The sequence below is a fragment of the uncultured Kordia sp. genome (assembly GCF_947489565.1).
In the GTDB taxonomy this organism is placed as follows: Bacteria; Bacteroidota; Bacteroidia; order Flavobacteriales; family Flavobacteriaceae; genus Kordia.
Genome location: NZ_CANLEA010000004.1, coordinates 103,294 through 129,664 on the forward strand (window position 1 = coordinate 103,294; position 26,371 = coordinate 129,664).

The 26,371-nt window shown below is 32.8% G+C and carries 17 protein-coding genes; 15 read left to right on the forward strand and 2 right to left on the reverse strand.

Features of this window, described 5'->3' with window-relative positions; all coding sequences use genetic code 11:
• Positions 1 to 2 precede the first annotated feature (2 nt).
• On the forward strand, positions 3 to 944 hold the full coding sequence (locus Q0845_RS06480) for a septum formation inhibitor Maf (protein ID WP_298510910.1): 942 nt from the start codon (positions 3 to 5) through the stop codon (positions 942 to 944).
• A gap of 241 nt (positions 945 to 1,185) precedes the next feature.
• Here the strand turns inward: Q0845_RS06480 and Q0845_RS06485 are convergent, their stop codons facing one another.
• The gene (locus tag Q0845_RS06485; RefSeq protein WP_298510913.1) at positions 1,186 to 3,048 is read right to left on the reverse strand and encodes a hydrolase/aminopeptidase; all 1,863 of its coding nucleotides are present in this window, start codon (positions 3,046 to 3,048) and stop codon (positions 1,186 to 1,188) included.
• 162 nt (positions 3,049 to 3,210) lie between these two features.
• On the opposite strand from Q0845_RS06485, the gene Q0845_RS06490 reads away from it, so the two are divergent.
• The 14 genes from Q0845_RS06490 (at position 3,211) to Q0845_RS06555 (ending at position 24,691) form a co-directional block, all read left to right on the forward strand.
• A complete protein-coding gene (locus Q0845_RS06490) occupies positions 3,211 to 3,729 on the forward strand; it encodes a hypothetical protein (RefSeq protein ID WP_298510916.1) in 519 nt (172 codons plus the stop codon).
• A gap of 22 nt (positions 3,730 to 3,751) precedes the next feature.
• A complete protein-coding gene (locus Q0845_RS06495) occupies positions 3,752 to 5,590 on the forward strand; it encodes an ATP-binding protein (protein ID WP_298510919.1) in 1,839 nt (612 codons plus the stop codon).
• Positions 5,587 to 6,210 carry a response regulator transcription factor gene (locus tag Q0845_RS06500; RefSeq protein WP_298510923.1) on the forward strand — a complete coding sequence of 208 codons (624 nt, stop codon included), beginning with the start codon at positions 5,587 to 5,589 and terminating at the stop codon, positions 6,208 to 6,210. The genes Q0845_RS06495 and Q0845_RS06500 overlap by 4 nt, the downstream gene beginning before the upstream one ends.
• Positions 6,211 to 6,282: 72 nt before the next feature.
• Entirely contained in the window at positions 6,283 to 7,386 is a 1,104-nt protein-coding gene (locus tag Q0845_RS06505; RefSeq protein ID WP_298510926.1) for a serine protease, read from the forward strand.
• 34 nt (positions 7,387 to 7,420) lie between these two features.
• The gene (locus Q0845_RS06510) at positions 7,421 to 9,463 is read left to right on the forward strand and encodes a hypothetical protein (protein WP_298510929.1); all 2,043 of its coding nucleotides are present in this window, start codon (positions 7,421 to 7,423) and stop codon (positions 9,461 to 9,463) included.
• A 7-nt stretch (positions 9,464 to 9,470) separates the two neighbouring features.
• Positions 9,471 to 10,736, forward strand: coding sequence for a hypothetical protein (locus Q0845_RS06515; RefSeq protein WP_298510931.1), 1,266 nt, complete (start codon positions 9,471 to 9,473; stop codon positions 10,734 to 10,736).
• 11 nt (positions 10,737 to 10,747) lie between these two features.
• The gene (locus Q0845_RS06520) at positions 10,748 to 11,566 is read left to right on the forward strand and encodes a hypothetical protein (protein ID WP_298510933.1); all 819 of its coding nucleotides are present in this window, start codon (positions 10,748 to 10,750) and stop codon (positions 11,564 to 11,566) included.
• Between the two features lie 81 nt (positions 11,567 to 11,647).
• Positions 11,648 to 11,854, forward strand: coding sequence for a hypothetical protein (locus Q0845_RS06525; RefSeq protein WP_298510935.1), 207 nt, complete (start codon positions 11,648 to 11,650; stop codon positions 11,852 to 11,854).
• 219 nt (positions 11,855 to 12,073) lie between these two features.
• Positions 12,074 to 12,331: a hypothetical protein gene (locus Q0845_RS06530; protein WP_298510937.1), complete on the forward strand. Its 258-nt coding sequence runs from the start codon at positions 12,074 to 12,076 to the stop codon at positions 12,329 to 12,331.
• 615 nt (positions 12,332 to 12,946) lie between these two features.
• Positions 12,947 to 15,478: a PIG-L family deacetylase gene (locus Q0845_RS06535; RefSeq protein ID WP_298510939.1), complete on the forward strand. Its 2,532-nt coding sequence runs from the start codon at positions 12,947 to 12,949 to the stop codon at positions 15,476 to 15,478.
• Between the two features lie 117 nt (positions 15,479 to 15,595).
• On the forward strand, positions 15,596 to 17,389 hold the full coding sequence (locus tag Q0845_RS06540; protein ID WP_298510941.1) for a sodium:solute symporter: 1,794 nt from the start codon (positions 15,596 to 15,598) through the stop codon (positions 17,387 to 17,389).
• Positions 17,390 to 17,478: 89 nt separating this feature from the next.
• Positions 17,479 to 19,851, forward strand: coding sequence for a hypothetical protein (locus Q0845_RS06545; protein WP_298510943.1), 2,373 nt, complete (start codon positions 17,479 to 17,481; stop codon positions 19,849 to 19,851).
• Between the two features lie 88 nt (positions 19,852 to 19,939).
• The gene (locus Q0845_RS06550) at positions 19,940 to 22,318 is read left to right on the forward strand and encodes a hypothetical protein (protein ID WP_298510945.1); all 2,379 of its coding nucleotides are present in this window, start codon (positions 19,940 to 19,942) and stop codon (positions 22,316 to 22,318) included.
• An 84-nt stretch (positions 22,319 to 22,402) separates the two neighbouring features.
• Positions 22,403 to 24,691, forward strand: coding sequence for a leucine-rich repeat domain-containing protein (locus Q0845_RS06555; protein WP_298510947.1), 2,289 nt, complete (start codon positions 22,403 to 22,405; stop codon positions 24,689 to 24,691).
• A 70-nt stretch (positions 24,692 to 24,761) separates the two neighbouring features.
• On the opposite strand, the gene Q0845_RS06560 is transcribed toward Q0845_RS06555, so the two are convergent.
• Positions 24,762 to 26,159: a vanadium-dependent haloperoxidase gene (locus Q0845_RS06560; protein WP_298510949.1), complete on the reverse strand. Its 1,398-nt coding sequence runs from the start codon at positions 26,157 to 26,159 to the stop codon at positions 24,762 to 24,764.
• Between the last annotated feature and the right edge of the window lie 212 nt (positions 26,160 to 26,371).

Sequence of the window (26,371 nt, forward strand, 5' to 3'; positions counted from 1 at the left end):
CGATGAAAGCCATTTCCCGACAACTCATTTTAGCTAGCATCACACTCGTTGGAACCATTATTGCCTGTTCTAATGTAAAAAGTGATACCGTAGCTTCGAATACTACTTCAGTTGAAACCACTACAAAATTGCCTGCACAACCAACTTCCGAAGCTTTTAATAAATATTGGTATGCCGGTCAAGCCGAACTTACTTCTTTTGAATTGGAACAAGCACGCTATGGCGAAATTCACAAAGGAAAAGCTGTATTGGTATATGTAACTGAGGATTTTAATCCTGAAAAGCAAGTCAAAGCCGATCAACAAAGAGCAAATAATGTCCCAATTTTAAAATTGAATGCAACAAAAAAGTTCTATACAGGTGTGTATCCTTACAGCGTAATGACAAGTACATTTTATCCTGTTGCCAACAATCAACATGCTATTAAAGTGACTTCTTCTATGCAGGAATGGTGTGGTCATGTATTCACGCAATTAAATAACAGAGACAAATTTGATGTGGAATCGTATTCGTATTTTGAAAGTGAATCAGATCAAAAATTTTCTTTAGACAAAGTCCTTTTAGAAGATGAATTATGGACAAAACTCAGAATAGATCCTTCTAAATTACCTTTAGGAACACAGCAAATTGTACCTGCTTTTGAAGTATTGCGCATGAAACACATTCCGCTAAAAACCTACGAAGCCAATGCTACATTAGAAAGTTCAGAAGGTGTTTCTACATACACATTAAACTATCCAAAATTGAACAGAAAATTAGAAATTTTATTCAATGCTAGCTTTCCTTACGATATTTTGGGTTGGACAGAGACTTCTACGAGTGGTTATGGAAATTCAGCAAAAGTATTGACAACTAAAGCAACCAAGATCAAACAGTTAAAAAGTCCGTATTGGTCTAAAAACAGTGTAAAAGATAGTGTTCTCAGGAAAAAATTAGGGTTATAATTCCTACAAAACAAGAGAACATATCACTGCAAACCACTAGTGGTTGTACGGTAAAACCGTAAGCGAAAGTTTCGAAATTTCACGAAATTTAGAATAATAATCTGATAAATTATTTACTAAGTGTATTTAAGTCATAATTCCACGCTTAACCTGCTGGCTTAGATATCATCTCATTAGGAAAAGGATACGATGTGCCCTCATTGTATCCTTTCTTTATTTTTACAACTATTTTAATGGAATTCTAGTTTGAGTATCCAAGCATGTCATCAATTGTATTTACGGTAACAGAATGATAGTTTGGTCGTGCTTTTGTATAAATACGTATTGCTTCTTCCAATTGATCATTACGTTTGAAGGCTTTGTATAAAGTAGAAACATACCAACGACGCCCAACAGTCATCAAAAAGTTTTCAATCTGCATATCTACATTATTGGCATGATAATCATGGTTGATTGCTTGTTCAAACCAAACCATCGCAATATATGAGTTGGTCGCAGACGAGAATTGACATGCATTGTCTAAAGCAGTGAACTTCTCTATAGAAATCTCTTTAGGAATGTTTCTGATGAAATGAATCTTTTGCTGAATGTTCCAATCTTTCTTGCATAAATCTGTAGCATTCAAGCTTCCTTCTTTCCAGTTTGTAATGGCTTCTTCTACTTTTTGAAACTTATCGGATACAATTTTTGCGGCGTTTGAAGGAATTCCTGCTTTGTATACCCAATCGTTCACATTAAACTGAACCTTGTTTTTTTCTAACAATTCTGCATTTAAATACGTTATAAACTTCTCCGTAGTCATGGTTGAAAACGCATGTTTATTAAAATACTCTTTTAAGAAACTATCCATTTTATCGCGTCCCACCGTTTCTTCTAGCGTACGCAAAAACAAATAGCCTTTATCATAAGCAATACTATTCATTCCGTCATCAGGATTTTCTCCTTCTAAATTTAATTTTAAATGTGTTGCTTCTGGCTGATCGTGAAAGTTTTCAATTTCTTCTGCCAAATCTTGTCTTCCGATAGAAGCCAACATATTTGCATATTCTTTTCCATACAAAGCTTCCATGATACGCATTTCAAAATACACTGTAAAACCTTCGTTCAACCAGAAATCGTTCCATGTAGCATTGGTTACTAAATTCCCTGACCAAGAATGCGCCAATTCGTGTGCAATTAAGCTTGTCAAACTTCGGTCGCCCGCAATCACGGTTGGCGTTGCAAAGGTCAATCGTGGATTCTCCATTCCGCCAAACGGAAAACTTGGTGGTAATACGACAACATCAAACTGATCCCAGGCATATTTTCCATATAAATTCTCTGCGGCATTCACCATCTTTTCCATATCTGCGAATTCATAGTGTACTTTATCAATCATCGATTTCTCTGCATATACACCAGTTCGCGGACTAATTTCTTTATATACCAAATCACCAACGGCTAACGCAATTAAATACGGTGAAATTGGTTGTTTCATATTGAAAACATACTTTCCGTTATCACTTTTTTCTTTCGGATTCTCCGCACTCATAATCGCCATTAACTCCTTTGGTACTTTTACGTTGGCTACATATGTTAAGCGTAATTGTGGACTGTCTTGAATAGGAATCCATGTACGTGTTAAAATAGCTTGTCCCTGCGTGAGTAAAAACGGATGTTCTTTATCGGCTGTTTGTTGCGGATTCAAAAATTGTAATGCTTCTGTTTTATCGGTAGTTTCATAACGAATAGCTACTGTTTTGGCTGCTTTCGTAATCGGAATCGTCAATGATTGTCCTAATATCGGATTATCGGCACCAAGTGTAAATGACACTTCTTTTCCATCTACTAGTGTTTGATGAATCTTTAAGTTTTTCGCATCAAATACGATTTCACTAGCATTGGTACTTTCAATAGTATATGTGGCTGTTCCTTTGATAATTTCTTTTTCAAAATCTACCTCAACATCTAACAATAAATGTTTCGCTACAGCTTCATTTGGTTTTGCATACGAATGTGTATCGTTGGCATAAGAGTTTGTTGGTTTCATTTCTTTTTCGGTTGGTGAACAACTTACTACACATACAGTAAGGAGTACAAAAGCAGCTTTCTTAAAAATTGTCATGAATGTTTTGTATTTGGTATGAAGATTTTATCGATTTTCTCAAAACTACATAAAAACATTCAATTAATGCAATTTACCCTTGCAGGGGTATTCTTTGGTGCTATTTAAAAAAATACATTTGAGATATAAAAAATAGTACTAATTAACCTTAAAACAATCCCTATGAGTTCAAAACATGTAAAAGCATTTTATAGTGAAGGCAGATATTCATTAGAAAATGATTCTTTCGACTTATTTACTGAAATTCCAAATGTTCAACTTTTCTGTGATAAAGGAAAAGCATATTCACTGGGTCAAGATTCTTATTTTGATATTTCTTCGAATCAAATACCTTGTTTACTAAATGTATTTAAACATGGACACCCATCGCACAGGTTAAAGTTAAACCAAGAAAACTTAACTTGGGTTTCCGACACAGAAAAGCTTTCATCTGTATTTGAAGATTTAGATTTTCCTATTGAAAAAATACTTGTAATTACTGTACATGATGAAGATTTTCATATATCGCACACTGAGACTTATAAGATTTTTATTAAAAAAAATGTAACTTATGACTTTCAAAATAAGAAATATAATTTTCTTATTAATGACTTAGAGTACTACCTAAACAAAAATATTTCATTACCTGCTAATGAAGAACCAAGGACTGTTTCTGGCGGTACCATTGACCCCATTTTCTAAAAAATAAATACTGTGAATTATTATGACGAAATCAAATTTAGTATTGCTTATTTTCTTTTTGGTGCGGCACGTAGCATTTTCTCAAAATATTACTATTGATTCTCTTTTAAAAAAAGATAATTTTCAAGAAGCAGCCTTAGAAATTCAAAAAATGAATAGAAACGACTCAGATAATTCACAGTTTCTATATTATTCTGGCAAACTTGCTAGAGTTAAAAAAAATTATATAAAAGCGCTTCATTTTCTAGAAAAAGTTGATTCTACAAAAATAACAGATGAAATAAAACCATATTTTTTTAATGAATTGGGTGATACTTATCGCTTTTTGAATCTTGAAGAAAAAGCATTCAAATTAAAGATCAAAGCACAAGAATTATTTAAAAAACAAGGCAAAGCTTCCGAATCCAACGAAATAAATTATGATATTCATTATTTACTATCTTCTCAAAATTTTTTAGAATACAATGGTAATTTATATTTAGATAAATATTTTAAAAATGCTAAACTATTAGGTAACAATCAGCAACTGCTAAAAGTTAATTTAACAATCGGCGCATTTAATTCAAAAGAATCTGAAAAAGATTCTTATTTTAAAAAAGCACGTGAATATGTCTCCAAAATAGAATCTCCTTCTTCGTACTACAGATACTACAACTATTTGAGTCTCTTTGCACGCAGCAATGATCATAGACTAAAATACTGTGACAGCGCACTGTTGTATGCTCAGAAGTTAAAATCTCCTGAAAAAATGGAGTCTACTTATAAAAACTACGCTGTGACTTACAGAAGTATGAAAAATTATGATATATCGATTTCATTTTTATTAAAAGCAGATTCCTTGCCAATCAAATCGCATTTTTACAATAGAAAGAGAATATTATATGAGTATTTATCAAAAGATTATGAAAGTGTAGGAGATATTGATAATGCATATAAATATCTTAAATTAAAGGTCCAATACGATAATCGATTCAATACAGTTGATCAAAATTTTAAATTAATATCACAAGCAACGATTTATATTGAAGAACAAAACATATTACTTAGAGAAGAAAAATTAATTCAAAAAATCTTACTTATTGTATCTTTCATAATCATCATATTAATATCAGTAATAACATATTTCATCAATCGAAATTTAAAACGAAAAAAGTTATTAGTAGAAAAAGAAGAAGCTCTAAAAGCGGCTCGTATTGAAACTATTTTAAAGGAGCAAGAAATTCAAAATATTGATGCTCGTCATGAAGGTAGAGAAAAAGAAAGGAAACGAATTGCAGAAGATTTACACGATGATTTGTGTAGTTTACTCTCAACGATCAAACTTTATTTTCAAAATATGAAGGTGCGGAAAACGCAATTACAAGTTGAAGAAGATAAATTAATGAAAAAAGCTAATGAGTTATTAGACGAAGCCTATCAAAAAGTTCGAAATATTGCACATGTAAAAGATGCTTCATCTAATATATCAGATGGATTGGTAGTAGCCATTACAAACTTTGCTAAAAAAGTAAGTGAAAGTGAAAACTTAATTGTTGAAGTATTACATCATGGAATGAATCAACCTTTAGAACCCGAAACCGAAAAGGATTTAAGAAGAATTACAACAGAATTAATTACAAATGCCATGAATCACGCAAAAGCTACCGAAATAGAAATTGATATTAACTGTGACGAAGAAATATTAAGTATCGTTGTTGAAGACAACGGAATTGGTTTTGACCCTTCTAAAATAGATACTACTAAAAAGTTAGGATTATATGGAATTCAGAAAAAAGTAGAAGTAATGAAGGGTAAAATAACGATTGATTCTAGTGCAAAAAGTGGTACTACTGTCATTATTGAAATACCTATGAAGCCATGATTAAAGTAGTTATAGCAGAAGATCATTTATCATTCATTGAAGGTATAATGCTATACTTTGAATTTAATGATGAAATAAAAATTGTTGACTCTGCAGAAAATGGGCAAGATTTACTCAATATATTAAGTAAGAAACAAGTTGATGTCATTGTTACTGACATCAGAATGCCTCTTGTAGATGGAATAGAAGCTACTGAAATTATTAGACAAAAATTTCCTAAAATTAAAGTGATTGCGTTCACAACTTTTGATGAACCTAAAGCAGTGTTTAAAATGTTTCAAGTTGGCGCCATGGGCTATTTGCTTAAAAATTCAAGTCTTGAATTTTTAAAAAAAGCAATCCTGACTGTCTATGGAGGAGATACATTCTACGATCCAAATTTGTCCTTTGAAAATATTTCAGATACGCATAAAAAAGAAAAAGGAATCCTTACAAAACGACAAAAACAGATTCTCGAACTCATTAGGCAACGTAAAACGAATAATGAAATTGCAGAAATTCTTCACATACACAAAGATACTGTAGCTACACATCGTAAAAACATGATCAAAAAACTAAACCTTAGCGGTGCTAATGCGCTACTTACATATGCCTTAAATATGCGTCACGATTACAAATAAAATACCCTCGCAACGGTATTGTCTCTTCTTTTTTTGATGGCTTTCTTTACAGAAACTAATTAACTGAAAGTTATGAATATAGATGAGATCATTAAAAAAGAAAAACTAAAAAATACGCCATTCAGTATTCTTTTGAGCCTAAAGGATAAATTTGACGATAACGAGATTTTAGATGAAATCTGTAATCATTTCGAATTTGGTAGTCAAGATTTATTTTTTGAGAGTCTAAAAAAGTTCTTAATAAGATATGGAGAAAGTCTGAGTTTGGGTAATGGTCAAGCAATGGCAGATCAAATAAAAAGGAATAATAAAAAAGCAGAAGAATCAATTATAATGACCTGGGGCAGACCAGCTTTTATAGTTAGAGATAACAAAATTAACTTCCCTTTAAACTTCGATAATGTTTGGCAACAACGCTTCAAAAAATTTGAGCATAATGTTTGTAATGCTATACCTAACGTAGGCAGAATAGAAATTAAAAAACACCCTAATAGTAATTGGATTGGAACTGGCTGGCTTATCAAAGGGAGCAATATAATAGTAACAAACAGACATGTTGCACAAAAATTTGCATCATTACAGAGTAATCTCTCCTTTGGGATTAATAGAAACTATCGAGGTGAAGAATTAGAGGTTTTTATAGATTTCAAAGAAGAACATTTACCTAAAGATCTAAAACAATTTGATAGTATTAATAGTGAAATATTTACTTTTAAGATTACTAGGATAATTCACATCAATGAAAATGATGAACCTGATTTAGCCTTATTAGAAGTGTCTAATAATAATCCCTATGGAAAAAAACTACCAATTGGATTAGAAATAGCTAATTATCATTCAAATGCAAAAGATACAGTATTTGTAATAGGTTATCCTGCATACACCGATGAAAATCAAGTAAAAATATATGATTTTATCTTTAAGGACATATATAATGTTAAACGATTATCTCCTGGAGAAATATACCCTTCTAGTGCGGCAGAATACATATACGAACATGAATGCAGCACTTGGTATGGAAACTCTGGATCTCCCATAATAGATTTACATACAGGAAAAGTTGTTGGTATACATTATGCTGGTGCAAATCAAGAACTAAATAGAATCAAAAGTAATTGGGCCGTTAGGTCTACATATCTAATTGAACTTCTTCAAGAACTAAAAATATTTTTCTAATCCTCAATCTTTTCAACTAAAAACTAATTAGCCTATGAAAAAAATTACATTCAATAATTCTTCATACAAAAGTAGAATTCTAAAAGACGCAAAAGATATTACCGCAGAAAAAGATAATTATGAACGTTGGGGATTTTATCAAGTAATTAATAGTAAAGATGATCCTGAAAAAACGTTTGATGAAGTATTAACCGATTATAAAACCCAGAGAGTAGAGATACTTGATAAAATTGACAATGTATATATTACAGATCTGGAAAGGTGTAACAATTACATTAAAACTATTGAAGAAGATATCCAAAAACAAAAAGTAAGACTTCAAACATATGAAGACAATATAGAAACATATGTAGAAGAACAAAAAAATATTGAAGCAGAAATACAAAGTTTGGAAACTCGCTTGAATGAGTACGTCGAAAAACTAGGAAAAAAGAAAGCAGATCTTATAAAAATTAGAATCAAAGAAGTAAAAGAAGAACTGGAAGAACTTACCAAAACATTCAAAGATATTACGCAACAAAAATATGATATCAACAAACGAACCTTTGATGAAAACAAAGATGCACTGTTAGAAGAAGCAAAGCTATTTAAGAAAATGGCAAACTATTATGAAGAAGCATATGACAGAGTTCAAGAGAACATTACCAGACTTTACAATAAAGGAGTTACACTTGGAATTGCTAAGTTTTTTTTAGCAACAGGTGTATCTGCAACGGCAATTTCAGGTTGGTTTTTTTCAATTTTCTCTTCTAAAAAAGAACTAAATAGTGATGGTTGGCTCTTCTTTATCTTAAACTCATTGATGGAATTTGGAAATGGTATCAAAGACGATGAACCCTTTAAAAGGTGGCAATGGTTACTTATTCTTATAATAAGTCTCATTACATTACTAGCTGTCATTGGTTTAGTAGCATGGATTTGTCAAAAACTCATGACAACGTCTCTTAAAAAAGATGAAGGTTATCATAACCTAAAAGTGCAAGCCAACTGGGAAGATGCTATACAATTTGACAAAAAGATAAAAGGAAACTCTTTTTATGATATGTGGTTACAACTCCTTCCCTATTTTTTAATATTCGGAATCATATATATAGTCATTCAATCCGGAAGTGATATCAAAAGTCTGAAGCAATTAGATAAATCATTATCCGGACAATTAACAGGTAGCATCTTATCGTTGATGATTGGAGGACTCATTTATGCTTACATCATCAACATCATAGTTCCGAGATTTAGAACAAAATCCAAAGAATCATATCAAAAAGAAAAAGCATTGCAAACTCCTATGTCAATGCTACTTAAAAATATAGAAGTTGTACTACTATTTGTGGCACTAATCATCACATTCATAATCATGTTTATAAACAATGAGCCAGGCACTATTGCACTCTTGGGGTTTGTCATTACAAGTATCATTACAGGATTTTTACTTGGAATTGGATTACGCTATAAAGGTTTACTAACAACAAGAAATAATATTGAATATGACTTAATGTGGTTTCAAAATCAAATAAAATACCGAAATAGACCAATTCCCTTATTTCTAACAAGTTCAGAGAACAGACTCTTCAAACAAAAATACCTTACACTACAAAGAGAGCTCATGAAGTTATTGATTTTAAAAACAAAATCGATACGAAATGTGTGGCAAGCGCCTTCAATAATAGCCAGAGGTAAAGCCTACAAACTCTACAATAAGTTAGCAAACATCATAAAAAAACAGGACAATAGAAACAAACCGTATTTGAGCATTTATGAAGATATTATTTTTCCAGAAGAAAAATCACTTATTGAAAACCTTCAAGGACAATTAAGATCAAAAGATGAGGATCATACAGAATTAGAAAAAATAATCACCTCTATACGAGAAGAAAGATCTGAATATCAAAAAGATAAGAAAAAAATCATGAAAAATCTTATGGAAGATATTGATGAGAGGCGAATGGATATTTCGCAACGAACAGATTTATACCGATTGCAAATTAGAGACTATCAAGAAGAAACGCAATATCAAGAAACTGCTTTACATGCTGGATATGACTTAGCAAAATGGTTCATTCAAAACAGTTTAAACTAAAAAAACGATGAAAGACTTTTTAAAGAAAACATTTGGATGGCTTTCTAAGCCAAAGAATACAGTGGCGAATAGTAAATTATATCCTAATTTACCAAGTATGAAAAAATACTTTGGAGATGCATTAAATATAAAAAAAATTGATCAAGATGCTGAAGTGTCAAAAACACTTAAAGAATTTTTAGATACCATCAATGAAAACGGACAACAATTTCGATCTATAGGAGAAGATGACGGAACATATGGTATTGTAGAGAATTCTATGAAAGAAATCATGCGCAATATGGCCGCAAGTTTACGAAGTTATATTGAAACTATTTTTATAGGACTTCGAGATAGTATTAGCTCTCAAAAAGAAGATAAAAAAAGCTTTGTGGAAGATGCTAAGAAAGAATATACTTCCAATGCAAATTATTTAGAGAAAATGACCAAAGCCTATCGTTGGAAACCTAAATCATTTTCTTTCAAGATGGGATTATTTTATTTTATAATTGGTTTTGTCCTAATAGCTGCTGATGTATTCATGCTAAAAGGATTTATAAAACAAGGGTTTGATGAAGGTACATTAGAAGCTCTTTTAATTGCTTTAGGAATCGGATTAAGTACAATTTATATCAAAATTTTCTTTGATATGTATCTTTTCCCTTCTTTGGAAAAATCAGTTACTCGCTTCAAAAAAGAAAATCTACCAGGAGTTGATGGCAGTAAAGAAGAAATTAGTACTGTAAAAAGAACATATTATTTTCGTCTCAGCTTTCATTCAATAGTACTATTAATTGTCATTACTACATTAATTCTTCTTGCATATTTAAGATTAGAAACAATGGAAGATGCTGCGAAAATAAAATATGAAGATATGAATTATTCATACTCTGTAGTCATCAAAATCTTATTAATCTTCATTTCTCTTTTATTTCCTGTAATTGGAGGTATCAGTTCAGCAGTCGGATTAAATAAAATCCAAAACTTTTTAGTGTTTGAAAGAGCTAGAAAACAATACAAAAAAAGTCAAAAAAAATTAAGGCTTGCCCAAAAAGAACTGAGTGAACTTCAAAAACGCCTACAAAATTGCGAAAGCTATGTAAAATGGTGTGAAATCAACGGATCATTCATTCAAAATAACACTGACTTTTTTTACGCTTGCTATCTGCACGGATATGAATTAGGTTTTAAAAAACAAACCATTAACATGGATTTATTCCTAAGAGCTAAAGAAATGAGAAAACATCATGCCGCTAGAAAAGCATTACTTAAAACGCCAATCATAAACAATTAAAAAACTAAATTATGAATATTAAAAATATAAAACGAATTAGCCTGTCCATGCTTTTCATATCATTCTTTTATGGATGTGATTTTTTTATTACAGAAACAGAAAAAAAACCTAAATATGAAGAAATTATCGCTTTCTGTGATATGACAACTAGCTTGGACTCTGCCAGTATTGAAAAATTAGCTAAAGATGTACAAAAGATGATCAAAAATGTTCCTGTAAATACACAAATAAATATCTACCCTATTAATGATAATACCTTTACAGACAAGATTTTTTTCATTCCTAATAAAAATATTGATGAATCATCAAATAAGGGAGTTCTAACGGCTCAAAATCGCAGAAAAAAATATATTGATTCTGTAAAAAACATAATCCTTACAAAATATAAAGAAGTTAATAAAAATGCTAAATCTGAATATAAAAGCTGTATCATTTCAAGTTTAGAAACTGTTTTTGATATTGTCAAAACTAAAAAAAACAAAGAAAATGTACATGTGGTCTTTTTCTCTGATATGATTGAACAATGTGAAATTTCACAGGTTGGAAAAATGTACATGTGCAGTAGTGAACGAAATCCTAAAAAAGACGATCTAATTCAACAAGTTCAGGAAAAATATACACCAAATTTCAATCTAAAAGAACTTGTTGACAATAGAATTACAGTGATTATATCTACCAACTTAAAACAACAAGATAGGTGTCTTCAAGAATTTGAAAGAAAAGAAATTTGGAAAGAAGTATTTAAAAAAGTAGGATACTCAGATAAAGATTTTACATCTTTCCACTTCAATCAAAATTCAAGAGATGATTGGAGTACATTAGGGAAGTAACCAAATGTTAAGTAAGGTATTTCCGTACCAAGCTCTCATTCCTTTTTTATAAATTTCTGATAAACAAAAAATGAAACTATCATGAAGAAAAAAAGTTTAAAAAATTTACAATTGAATAAGTATTCAATTTCCAACTTAAAGGATATACATCTAAAAGGTGGAAGAAGTAATTCTGTTGATTGTCAAACGCAAGATATAGATGTGTGTGATACTGATCTAAATTCTTGCTATTGGTTGGTATGTCCATTTTCGAATCAAGCAGACACTATTTGTGTTTCTGAAGCGTAATTTTTAAAGAGAATCCTATAAAAAAAAGAAATATCAGAAACCTACAACTTAATAAGAATTCTATTTCACATTTGGAAATGAATGCTTCGAAAGGCGGATATCAATCCAATAATGGTTCTTGCTTTTGGTAAGATTATCCATCTGCGGAAGCAACTCCTTTTGCAAATGATTGCTAAAAAAACAAATGACTTATAAATTCTAATATTTAAATTAAAAACCATGAAAAAAAGAAATCTTAAAGTATTAAAACTTAACAAAAATTCCATTTCTAACTTGGAAAGAACTGCTGTAAAAGGTGGGTATGAATCTAATAATGGTTCTTGCTTTTGGCAAGATTGTCCGTCGAATGATCCTGACTTTATGAGCGATTGTTACTGTCCCTACAATGGTGGCGGTGGCGGTGGAAATAATACTAACGGCTGTCCTACACAGGCAAATTGTGGTTCTGGCGGATCTTGTTATTGGGAAGATTGTTAAGAAAGATAACCAAATTAATTTTTAAAACGAAAACAGATGAAAAAAAGAAATCTTAAAGACTTACAGCTCAACAAAAAGTCTATTTCAAATTTGAAAACGCATACATCAATTGGTGGACGCGAATCTAACAACAGACAATGTTATTCTGAACAAAACCTTACAGCTTGTTACTGGGACCCGCGTTGTGTAACTGTTCATCCAAGACTTTGTAATTAAAACAATTTAGCTATCAATATTTTACAAAATGCGAACTTCGGTTCGCTTTTTTTATACTAAAAAGAAAAGCGATCCAAAGATAGTTTCAAGGGTACTTACACAAAAAGCAAGTTACTTTTCCTCTACACGTTTTGTTTTTCACAGGACTAACTCCACTTGTAATAGTCTGATATTCAAAATTTTAATTTTCTTTTTTTCATACTATCTTTTTTTAAGTTGTGATAACTATAGAAGTCAAAAAAAGCAAAATAAAACATTGTACTGACGATTGATATATTGTCTAGTAATACATCTGTTGGTTTTTCAAATCCATTTCGACGAAAGTTAAAGAACGTTAAAAATAGACGTCAATACATGAACTTTTCTATTTTTGATCCTAACTGAACCAAATATGTCCTAATGAGAAAATTATTACTGTTTATTTTCGTGACTTGTGCCATAGTTTCTACTAGTTCTGCACAAAAACCAGATAAACTTTCCTCCAACCAAATCTACGAGAAAGTACAAAAATTGAACTTCTTAGGTTCTGCACTTTATATCGCAGCACATCCCGATGACGAAAACACGCGTTTGATTGCCTATTTATCCAATCAAGTAAAGGCGCGAACTGCCTATTTATCACTCACACGTGGTGATGGTGGCCAAAACTTAATTGGTCCTGAAATTCGCGAACAATTAGGTGTTATTCGTACCCAAGAATTATTAGCAGCGCGTCGTGTAGATGGCGGACAACAATTATTTACACGCGCCAATGATTTTGGCTATTCTAAACATCCTGATGAAACGTTGGATATTTGGAATAAAGATGAAGTGTTGAGCGATGTAGTATGGGCAATTCGAAAATTTAAACCAGACGTTATTATCAATCGTTTTGATCATAGAACGCCGGGAAGAACACACGGACATCACACAACGTCTGCAATGTTGAGCATGGAAGCTTTTGATTTGGCAGGCGATAAAACAAAATATACTTCTCAACTTTCCGACTACGAAGCTTGGCAACCAACACGCTTATTTTTCAACACATCTTGGTGGTTTTATGGAAGTCGTGAAAAGTTTGAAAAAGCAGATAAAAGCAAAATGCTGAATTTTGATATTGGTGTATATTATCCGCTCAAAGGATTATCTAATAACGAATTGGCTTCTATGGCGAGCAGTCAACACTTATGTCAAGGTTTTGGACGATTGACTTCGCGTGGAACTCAGCAAGAATATGTAGAGTTTTTAAAAGGAGATTTTCCAAAAGATAAAAGCAATATATTTTCAGGAATTGATACTTCTTGGAATCGTGTAAAAGGCGGAAAAGCCATTGGAAATATTTTAGTTGCGATTGAAAAAGATTTTGACTTTGTAAATCCTGCTTCTCATTTACCACAATTGATGAAAGCGTATGGAATGATTCAAAACTTAGAAGATGAGCACTGGAAAACGATTAAGCTTGCTGAAATTGAAAACATTATTCAGGCTTGCGCCGGATTGTACTTAGAAGCTTCTGCAACAGCATCAAGTGCTACACCAAGAGCAACAATCGCAGTTAATATTGAAGCATTAAACAGAAGTACATCATCTATCAAATTGGTTTCAATGACTTCTACAAGTGATCAAAAAACTGCTGCACAAAACTTAGATTTATCAGCCAATAAAAGAGAAAATCTTAGCCTAGATATAAATTTAGCTACAGATGAGTTTTCAGCTCCATATTGGTTATTTGAAAAAGGAACTTTGGGAATGTACAACGTAGCCGATCAACAATTACGTGGATTGCCAGAAACTCCAAGACCTGCCATGGTAAAATTCAATCTACAAATTGAAGGAAAGCCAATTACGATTACCAAACCTGTAGTCTATCGTTATTCAAAACCAGACAAAGGTGAATTGTATCAGCCTTTTGAAATTTTACCAGAAGTTACAGCTAATTTTAAGGATAAAGTTATCATTTTCTCAGATGACAAAACCAAAGAAATTCCAGTAACAGTAAAAGCTGGAAAAGATAATATTGACGGATATGTTTCTATCAAACATCCGTATAGTTGGAAAGTATATCCTGCAAAGCAAAAAGTGAATATTCAACAAAAAGGAGACGAAGTAACTTTAATGTTTACGGTAGTGCCACCATCTACACAAAGTGAAGGTGTATTAACTCCAGAAGTATTTATTGACGATAAAAAATATACACAAGCGCTGAATGAAATTGAATACGATCACATTCCGAAACAATCGGTTTTATTGCCAGCGGAGACGAAAGTAGTTCGTTTAAACATTCAGAAAGGCGGACAATATATTGGATATATTCAAGGTGCTGGTGATGCTATTCCGGAGAGTTTACGTCAAATTGGATACGATGTAGAAGTGATCAATCCAGCTACAATCAACGCTGAGTCGCTGCAAAGATACGATGCGGTTGTTGTGGGAATTCGTGCTTACAATACTGTTGACGAATTAAAATTCAAACAAAAATATATTTTAGAATACGTTAAAAATGGTGGAAACGTAATTGTTCAGTACAATACCAATCGTCGTATCAAAGTAGAACGCGACGAATTGGCTCCGTATAGTTTACAACTTTCCAGAGATCGTGTTACTGACGAAAACGCAAAGGTGGAAGTGATTGCTAAAAATCATTCTCTTGTAAACTTTCCAAACAAAATAGAAGCTAAAGATTTTGAAGGTTGGGTGCAAGAACGCGGATTGTACTTTCCAAACAGTTGGGCAAGCGAATTTACGCCAATTCTTTCTATGCATGACAAAGGAGAAACAGCCAAAAAAGGAAGTTTATTAGTTGCCAAATATGGAAAAGGAAACTATATCTATACAGGATTGAGTTTCTTCCGTGAATTACCCGCAGGTGTTCCTGGTGCTTACAAATTATTTACCAATATGATTTCTATCGGTAAAGGGCAAATTGTGTCAAAAAAACAACTAAAAAACTAAGCCATGAACACTGAAAAATTCGTTTGGAAAAAAATGTATACGATCATTTTGGTAGCCAATTTAGCGTATATCCTTTTCTTTTATCTAATCATGAATATATTCTCCTAACCTCATCATATGCAAGCATTAGACTGGACTGTATTAATAGGAACATTGGCCGCAATTGTTGGTTATGGAACTTGGAAAACACGCGGAAGTAAAAACTCCGAAGATTATATACGTGGTGGAAGCACTACAAAATGGTGGACGATTGGTTTGTCGGTAATGGCAACCCAAGCAAGTGCAATTACCTTTTTATCAACTACAGGACAAGCCTTTAGTGACGGAATGGGATTTGTACAATTCTATTTTGGAGTTCCTATTGCCATGGTGATTATTTGTATGGTGTTTATTCCACTATATCACAAACTCAAAGTATATACAGCGTATGAATTCCTAGAAGATCGTTTTGACTTAAAAACCAGAAGTTTAACCGCAATTTTATTCTTAATTCAACGTGGATTAGCCGCAGGAATTACCATTTTTGCTCCTGCCATAATTTTGTCAATTGTACTAGGTTGGAACCTGATTACGCTCAATATTATCATTGGAATCTTAGTAATTATTTATACTGTTTCAGGTGGAACAAAAGCCGTAAGTGTAACGCAAAAACAACAGATGTTTGTCATTTTTGCGGGAATGTTTGCTGCATTTTTTATCATTTTAGATTTAATTCCGGATGAAATAAGCTTTACAAGTGCGCTTGATATTGCTGGTGCGAGTGGGAAAATGGAAGTCTTAGATTTTTCATTCGATTTAGACAATAGATATACTATTTGGACGGGAATTATTGGAGGAAGTTTCTTGGCACTCTCCTACTTCGGAACCGATCAAAGTCAAGTACAACGTTATCTTTCTGGAAAATCTGTCAAAGAAATGCGTTGGGGAATGATGTTTAACGGACTGTTGAAAGTACCAATGCAATTTTTCATCTTATTGGTGGGAATTATGGTATTTGTATTCTATCAATTCAATCCTGCACCTTTAAACTTTATTGATGCTTCCACTGAAAAAGTATTGGCTTCAGAATATAGCGATGAATACAAAATATTGCAGGAAAAGCAAGCTGTATTATTCGATCAGAAAAAAACAGTAAGCATTCAATTAGCAAAGTCATACAATGACGCTGATAAGAAACAATTATTACGTTTAGATAGTATTGAAAAAAGCCATCGTGCAGAATCAAAATACCTTATCAAGCGTACCATTGATGCAGAATACAGTGCTAAATATGATAAGCTTTCTGCAGAAGTCGCTGAACTCAAAAAAGATCCTAGCAGTGAAGCATACAAAGAGAAAAAAGCGGAACTAAAGACTTTATATAAAGATGCCGCAAAAGACAATGAAACCAATGACCGTGATTATATGTTTATCTCGTTCATTTTAAAATATTTACCACACGGACTTATTGGGTTATTATTAGCAGTAATTTTATCCGCAGCCATGTCGTCTACAGCATCAGAAATTAACGCATTGGCAACCATTACTTCTATGGATTTATACAAACGAAATCTCACGGAAGAAAAAGATGATGCCCATTATGTAAAGGCAACCAAACTATTTACTTTAGGTTGGGGAATTGTGGCTATTATCATTGCTTGCTTTGCCAGTTTGGCCGAAAATTTAATTCAATTGGTAAACATTATCGGTTCTATCTTTTATGGAAATGTCCTTGGAATTTTCTTATTAGCTTTCTTCTTTAAGATGGTAAAAGGAAATGCTGTTTTTACGGCGGCTTTAATTACGCAAGTGCTCATTATCGGCATTTGGTATATTGACATCATGCCGTTTTTATGGTTAAATTTAGTTGGTTGTGCACTCGTAATGTTCATTGCAATCATACTACAATCCATGAAAAAGAAAGTAGCCTAAATTAGTGCATGTTCAAAAAATAGTTTATTTTTTCAACGCAACCTTTTGTGTTTATTAACATCATTGATGTGTAAACCGAAACCGAAACTATGAAAAAACGAACCCTACTGATTATTGCATTAATCTGTATTACATGCTTTCAAAGTTGTAATAACGATGATAATTTTGACACACGTACTGTACCAAATCTTCAAACCCAAGAAGACATTTTACGTGATGAAGAATTCATTGCTGAAAACTTTGGAGGATTTACCACTGGAAACTTCTTTGGAGTTGTTCAAGATCTAAATGAAGCAAGACTAAACAATGTACAAGTTACTATTGGAAACAAAACTACATTTACAGATCGTAATGGTATCTTCTTGATCAAAGATGCAGATGTCTACGAAAACTTCGCATACATCAAAACAAAAAAAGAAGGCTATCTTGATGGTTCTAGAGTTGTTATTCCTAAACTTGAAGGGGAAAATAGGGTCATAATTTCAATGTATAAAAAGGAAATTGTAGCTTCTATAAATTCTGGAGAATTTTCAACTGTATCCTTACCCAATAGAACAAAAGTAAACTTTAGTGGTGGTTTTGTGCGTCAAAATGGAACTACGTATAACGGACAAGTGGATGTGGTTTTAAACTATCTACAACCAAATTCAGTAAATACATTTAGGCGTATGCCCGGAAGTTTATTCGCGCAAACTACAGAAAACAATGCTGTAAGCTTAGAGACCTTAGGCATGATGTCTATCAATTTATTTTCTCCTTCTGGAGAAGAATTAAATATAAATCAATTCAACCGTGCTACGCTTGAATTTCCTATTACAACAACTAATGCTCCTGACTTTATACCTTTATGGTATTTTGATGAAGAAAGAGGTTTTTGGAAGCAAGAAGGACAAGCTGTACGATTCTCAAATATGTATGTCGCCGAAGTTTCACATTTTACATGGTGGAATTGCGATTTACCATTAGACTTCATAAATGCCTGCTTTTCATTATCATTAACAAACACGGATGATGCAGTACCATATCATGTCATTATTAAACGTGCGGTAGGTTCTGGAATTTTATATTATGGAGTTATGACTGCCAATGAAGGAATTGAATGCGGTTTAATTCCAAGAAATGAAGAAATTAGAGTTGAAGTATACAGATCCTTAGGGATTTGTGGAGGCGCTCAAATTCATACTGAAACACTTGGCGGATATGCAACAGATACAACTATCAATGTTTCTTTTTCACATCAAGAAAATCAAGTTACAAATATTACCGGAATGGCGACTAGTTGTGACGGAAGCCCTATCACCAACGGTTACATTTATATAAATGACATAAATACTTTTGTGATCGATAATGGAATTATAGATATATCAGTTCCTTATTGCGACGATACAGCAGCAACGATTCAGCTATTTGATTTTGACTCTAATCAATGGACTATCATTGAAGACATAACACTTACTCAAGAACCTATTAACTTAGGAAATATAAGTGCTTGCGATGCTTCTGGAGGAATATTCAATGGGAATCTAATATTATCAACACAACAAGAGGTAAACGAATTTGGTGCTTTTGGAATTACTTCTATCAATGGAAATTTAACTATTGGAAATGAAAATAATAACACAGACATTGTCGATTTAAGCCCATTAACGACTATAGTATATATTGCTGGTGATTTGAAAATTGCTGGAAATGAAAATCTAACAAGTTTACAGAGCTTAGGAAATATTACGAATATTGAAGGTGATGAACTCCTTATTAAAAACAATTCTTCAATAACATCATTAGCTGGATTTGATGGTTTGTCAAGTATTCATACATTGACTATTGATAATAATAATGCGCTCACATCACTTGTTGGTTTCTCAAGTACTTTTTCAATAGATCTGAATCTTAATATTTTCAATAATAACAACTTAACTTCATTACTAGGAATCGAAAATTTTGGATTGAATTCTGAAAAAAACTTACGAATTTCTAATAATGATGCATTAGAATCATTACAAGGTGTTGAAAGCATTTCTCAAATACAATCTATAAGTATTGAACATAACGATGCATTAAACTCGTTAACCGCTCTACAAAATTTAACACAAATAGTAGATTTAGATATTAATGATAATGATGCACTGACCACATTAGTTGGACTAGAACAGATAACAGAAGTTAGAATCTTATTAATATCAAACAATGATGCTTTAGAAAACCTAAATGGACTTGATAATTTAGTGTCCATAACTCCAAATATTTTGAGCATAGTAAATATTGGTGCAAGACAATGGGAGAATTTTTGTGATGCTTATATAGATGGTCCTAATCCAAATTTGACCGATTTTTGTGCTATACAAACGTTAATAAATAGTAACGAGTGGAATATAAATGGAAATTCCCGATGTGCGGTTATTGTAAATAATGCCTACAACCCTACGTTACAGGATTTTCTTGATGGCAATTGCAGTCAGTAATTGTAAGCAAATAATACTGTTTTTTGTATTTTATACGCAACCTTTTGTGTTTATCTACATCATTGATGTATAAACCGAAACCAAAACTATGAAAAGAATACACAAACTAATTATTGCATTCGCATGCATTGTATGCCTACAAAGTTGTAACGATGATGATTTTAACAGCGGAATTGGAAATAATCCAGGAACGGAAACGGAATCGCTGAGAGATCAACAATTTAAAGATGAAAACTTTGGAAATGCTACGACAGGTAAATTTATTGGTAGAATTGTAGATGACGCTGACAATCTGCTTCAAAATGTACAAATCTCTATTGGAAATGCTACAACACTTACAGACCGTAACGGAATTTTTATTTTAAATGATGTTCCTGTTTTTGAAAACTTCGCCTATATAACAGCTCAAAAAGAAGGCTACATAAACGGTTCACGCGTGGTGATTCCTAAAACCAATGGAACTAATAAAATTGACATTGTGATGTTTAAAAAAGTAGTCACTGAAACTGTCAATTCAGGAGAAACTTCTACCGTGACATTACCCGATGGAGTTGAAGTAAGTTTTAGTGGTGGATTTGTAAGACAAGACGGAAGCACTTATAATGGTCAAGTTGAAGTAGTATTAAACTATGCTGCTCCGAATGTTGTTGCTACTTTCTGGCGAATGCCTGGGAGTTTATTAGCACAAAACGAAGCTAATGAAGCACGCAATTTAGAAACCTACGGAATGATTTCTGTAAATTTATTTTCTCCTGCTGGAGAATCACTAAACATAGAAGAAACCAGTCCGGCAACACTTAAATTTCCTGTTCATTACACACAAACTTCAATTGCGCCAGAAACTATAAATCTATGGTATTTTGATGAAGAACAAGGGTATTGGAAAGAAGAAGGTCAAGCTGTAAAATCTGGCGATTTCTATACTGCTGAAGTTACACACTTTACTTGGTGGAATTGTGATGTTCCTTTTGACTCTATTGAATTTTGTTTCAATCTAGCTCCTAATGGCGCTACGCAAAGCACACCTTATTATGTAAATATAAATAGAGCTTCAAACAATCAATTAATATTTTCTGGGAATGTTTATTCAGGAGGATTTGAATGTGGATTAATTCCAATAAATGAAGAAATTACTGTTTCTATCTTTCAAGTCGCGAGCTCTTGTTTCGGGCAACTCATAGATACACAAACGTTTAGTGGTTATGCTACCGACACTTCCACTGAAATCTCCTTTACTGAAGGATCAAATTTATCAACAACCAATATTACTGGAACTGCCAATAATTGTAATGGAAACCCAATTACCAACGGATATTTGTATGTCGATGAATACAATTCATTTTCTATCACAGATGGAACTATTAATATTGGATTACAACATTGCGAATCGCAAACTGCGACACTTCAGTTATTTGACTTTGATGCAAATCAGTGGACAATTATAGATAATGTCCCACTTAATTCGCAAAACTTTGATCTAGGCACTATAAGTACGTGTGATGATTTTGGCGGTATTTTTAATGGAAACGTTACACTATTAAGTCAACAACAAGTCAATGAATTTGGTGCTTTTGGACTTACTGGAGTCAATGGGGACTTCATTATTGGAAATCCGAATGCCTTGACAGATATTGTAGATTTGACTCCTTTAGCTTCTATTACAGAGATTACAGGCAGATTGGCAATTATAGGCAATGAAAACCTAACTAGCTTTCAAGGTTTACAAAATATTTCAAGTGTTGAAGGATATCAACTCTTAATCAAAAATAATCCTGCGATAACATCGCTTGCAGGATTTACAAATCTGTTAAGTGTAACTAGTCTAACAATTGATGGAAATAATGGATTAACATCATTAGCAGGCATTCATAATAACTTTTCTGTAGTATCAGAAGTACGAATTATGAACAATTCAAATTTAACTTCATTACAAGGTATAGATGCTTTAGGATTAACTACTGAAAATGATTTACGAATTTCCAATAACGATGCTTTGATGTCTCTAGAAGGCGTTGAAAACATTACTCAACTTCGATTTTTAACGATAGAAGATAACGACGCATTAAACTCAATGGCTGCTTTCGAAAGTTTAACACAAGTACTCGATTTATATCTTAATAATAATGACACGCTTGTTACTTTAGTAGGATTAGAACAGCTCATGGAAGTTAGAAGCCTGATTATAATAAATCATGAAGCATTAGAAAACTTAAACGGACTTGACAATTTAGTAACATTATCTCCAGGTGGTTTCAATTTTATAAACATTGGAGCATCACAATGGGAGAATTTTTGTGATGCTTACATTGATGGTCCTAATCCAAATTTGACTGATTTTTGTGCAATACAAACATTAATAAATGCTGGTCAGTGGGATAATAATGGAGCCAATCAATGTGCAGTCATTGTAAACAACGAGTACAATCCTACATTGCAAGATTTTATGGACGGAAATTGCAGTCAATAATATACTATAAAAGGAGTTTGGTTAGTTTTTAACGCAACCTTTTCAAGATTTATGTATCCATAATATATACCTTAGAAAACAACTATGAAAAAACTAACCAAACTAATCTTTGCATTGATATGTATACTTTGCATACAAAATTGTAAAGATGACGACTTCAATACTACAGGAGATACTACTAGTTCAGAAACAGAAGCTGTCAGGGATCAACAATTCAAAACAGAGAACTTCGGAAATGCCACTACTGCAAAATTCATTGGTTCCATTACCGATACATCTGGAAATAAATTAGAAAACGTACAAATCATAATTGGAAATACAACAACGTTAACAAACAACAATGGACTTTTTATTTTAAATGATGTAGATGTGTTTGAAAATTTCGCGTACATCAAAGCGCAAAAAGAAGGCTACATCAACGGTTCCAGAGTTGTATTACCAAAAACGGATGGTGTAAATATTATAAACATTGTACTTTTTCAAAAAGATGTTGTTGCAACGGTTAATTCTGGAGAAACTTCGCAAGTATCCTTACCAAATGGTGCAGAAGTCAATTTTGGTGGCGATTTCACTACAGCAACTGGAGAAGCGTATACTGGTCCTGTAGACGTTGTTTTACACTATATAACTCCAAATTCAGAAGAAACATTTACACAAATGCCTGGAAGTTTATTTGCACAAACAGCTACCAATGAAGCCAGCGCTTTAGAAACGTATGGAATGCTTTCTGTAAATCTTTTTTCTCCTGCTGGAGAAGCATTAAATATCAACAGTAATACTCCAGCAAGGATTGAATTTCCAGTGGATGAAAGTCAAACCAATATTGCGCCAGAAACTATAAATCTATGGTATTTTGATGAAGAAAACGGATACTGGAAAGAAGAAGGGCAAGCCGTAAAAGAAGGAAACAAATATGTGGCAGAAGTAACACACTTTACATGGTGGAACTGCGATATTCCTTTTGATTCCATTGACTTTTGTTTTTCTATAAATCCACTACATACAGACGCTACAATACCTTACTATGTAGTGATTACACGCGTGTCCAATAATCAGATAATCTATGCAGGAGATATATATGCTTACAATGTAGAATGTGGCTTAGTGCCTAACAATGAAGAAATTTCAATAAACATTTACAGTAGTAGCGAAACCTGCAACACTGAACTAATACACTCTGAAACACTTGGTGGTTATACCACTGATACTACTGTTGATATTTCTTTTACTGAAGAAGTTACTTCTACATCCATAACTGGAATCGCTACAAATTGTGATGGTGATCCAATTATTAATGGATATGTTTATATAGACAGCGCAAATACATTTAGTATTACCGATGGCACAATTGATATTGCATATTTAAATTGTTCCCCTGAAACAATTATTATTCAAGTGTTAGATTTCGATACAGGAACATGGGCAATTATAAATAACGTTACCGTAAATGGCAATGCTGTGAATTTAGGAACCATAAGTACTTGTGATGATACAGGTGGTACTTACAATGGAAATGTTGTCTTAGTAAGTCAAGAAGATGTAAATAACTTTGGCTTGTTTGGTTTTACAAGTATTGACGGTAATTTACTTATACGTGATTCCTTAGACGGATCTACAAATATTACAGATTTAACTCCTTTAGCAACCTTAGAAAATATATTTGGTGAATTGGATGTTGTATTCAACCCTTTGTTACAAAATCTAAATGGACTACATAATATAACAACGATTGATGGTTTTTCTGGCATCACTAATAATGAAAGTTTAACAAATTTAGATGGATTATCTAGCTTGACAAACGTTCGGAACTTAGTTATTGTAACCAATCCTGCCTTAACATCAATTACAGGATTGAGTAATTTAACAACTATTGATGTTGGCTTTTCTGTTGCCGAATGTAACTCATTAGTATCCTTAGCTGGTCTTGAAGGAATTACCAGTTTACGCTCATTAGAAGTTGATTATAATAATGGACTGACTTCAATCTCTGCATTACAAAACTTAACATCTTTAGAAAAATTATTTATTGAAGGTAATAACGCATTAACAAACCTAGTCGGATTAGAACAAATTACAGCATTAGAAATTATCAGAATCGCTGATAATAATGGATTAATGAGTCTAAATGGATTGGAAAATCTTGTATATGTTGAACCCAATTCAATTTCTGCACAAATATATATTGGAGTAAGGTTCAATGGAGCAAATAGTCCTCCAGCTGCAGCTCCTAATCCTGATTTAACAGACCTTTGTGCATTACAAAACTTGTTTGTAAACGGTAATGGAACGGATCCAAATATTGAAATATTCATAGAAAATAACGCCTACAATCCCACTCCACAAGATATCATTAATGGCAATTGTAGTCAATAAACTCAAAATATAATTTTATAAAAAAAGCCTTTCCGTACTTGTGGAAAGGCTTTTTATTTTAACAATTTCACTACTGTGTAGATTGGGATAAATCATAATTATTTACTGCGGAAGAAATCTCATAACCCAAACGCAATCCTTCGGTACAATCCATCCGAATATGAACACCTAATGGAATTCTTGAATACGCATTTTCTTCAGCCATATCTGTAAAAGTATCAAACGTTCTCGGTGTTCCATTAAACTCCGTTCTTCCTTCATGCGATCGATCTGTAAAATCGATAGTGTCTCCAAACTCATCAATAAAAACGCCTGCTGCAGCAGAAGCAAAAGTAGAATGTCCTGATGGATATCCTGGAAAAGAAGGATTTGGCCAAAAAATAAACGTGTACAAGTTGGTTTGAAAATCTGGATCGATAAATTCTTGAATATACACACTAGGTCGCATCACCATATATTCATATTTATCTGCCCATGTAGAAACGGCAGCATCGTTCAATGAAAAGCCTAGTTTTAATAATAATACTAACGAATTTTCAAAATCCAAATCATACTGAGCTATCAATTGATTAGCGATCGAAATTTGTCTTCCCGGCGGACTCATCATCAAGTTTTCTACATCATCTGACCAAAATTCTGCAATCCATAACTGCTCATTATTTGTACTTTTGGCAGTATTATTTACTGTATATACTTCTTGCATTTCTGCGTAAAAATCACTCGTTGTATCTTCACTATATGATATTGGTGGCGGAATACTTGAGGTTTCATCAGCAGAAATCACAAAAGTTCGTACCGATGCCCAATATGGAAACCAAGCGCGTTCTTCATCGGCACTATAGGTCCAAAATCCTTCTCCTACTGGCGGTTCATACGAACTCGGTTGCGGATCTACTATTTGAGCTTCCGCTTCGGTATCTGTCTGACTATACGCAATTGTACGTTGTGCCACGTAATTTCCCCATTCAATAGAATTTTGCACAACTTCATTTGTCAAATTTTGAGAAAGTGCTGTTTCTTTAGCATCCTGTAAAACAGCTATTTTACTATCTACATCAGCTTGTACATTATACATAAAATGATCCATTACGGTCGCATAACAAGCATTCAGTGCTAGATTTAGGTCAATATCATCTTCTCTCCTATTAAAATTGATATTAAACCCTTGAAGTCTATCGGTATTGGAAGTATAACCATCCATATTTGCGACTGCGGTTTCATACGCAGCCAAGTGAATATATGCCAATGCTCTTGAAGTTGCATTTGGTCGCATCCCAGAAGCATATCGATCCAACTCTAGCCATAAATCATTCCATTCGGTAATGGTTTGTGTTGTAATATCCGTTACAATTATTGGGTTTTCTGAAGAAGTATCCGTGATGATGTCATCTGCATCATTGGCGCATGAATTTAAAAATACAAAAGGCAATGCTAAAAGCAGTACAATTCTAAAATTTACTGTTTCCATAGTTAGGTGTGAATTTAATTAAACAAAAAGCATCACTTCAATGTTTCGTTGAAGTACTTGCCTTTTCAAACACATATTCGGCCGCTATAAAATGTTGAAAAGAGTAGAATTCTAGTCCATAGTTATATTTTTTGGAGTTTGTTTTTATAGTACACCAATCGTATGGGTTACTTTGTATTTAGTGACTGAAAAAAAATAAAACTTGTGCAAAA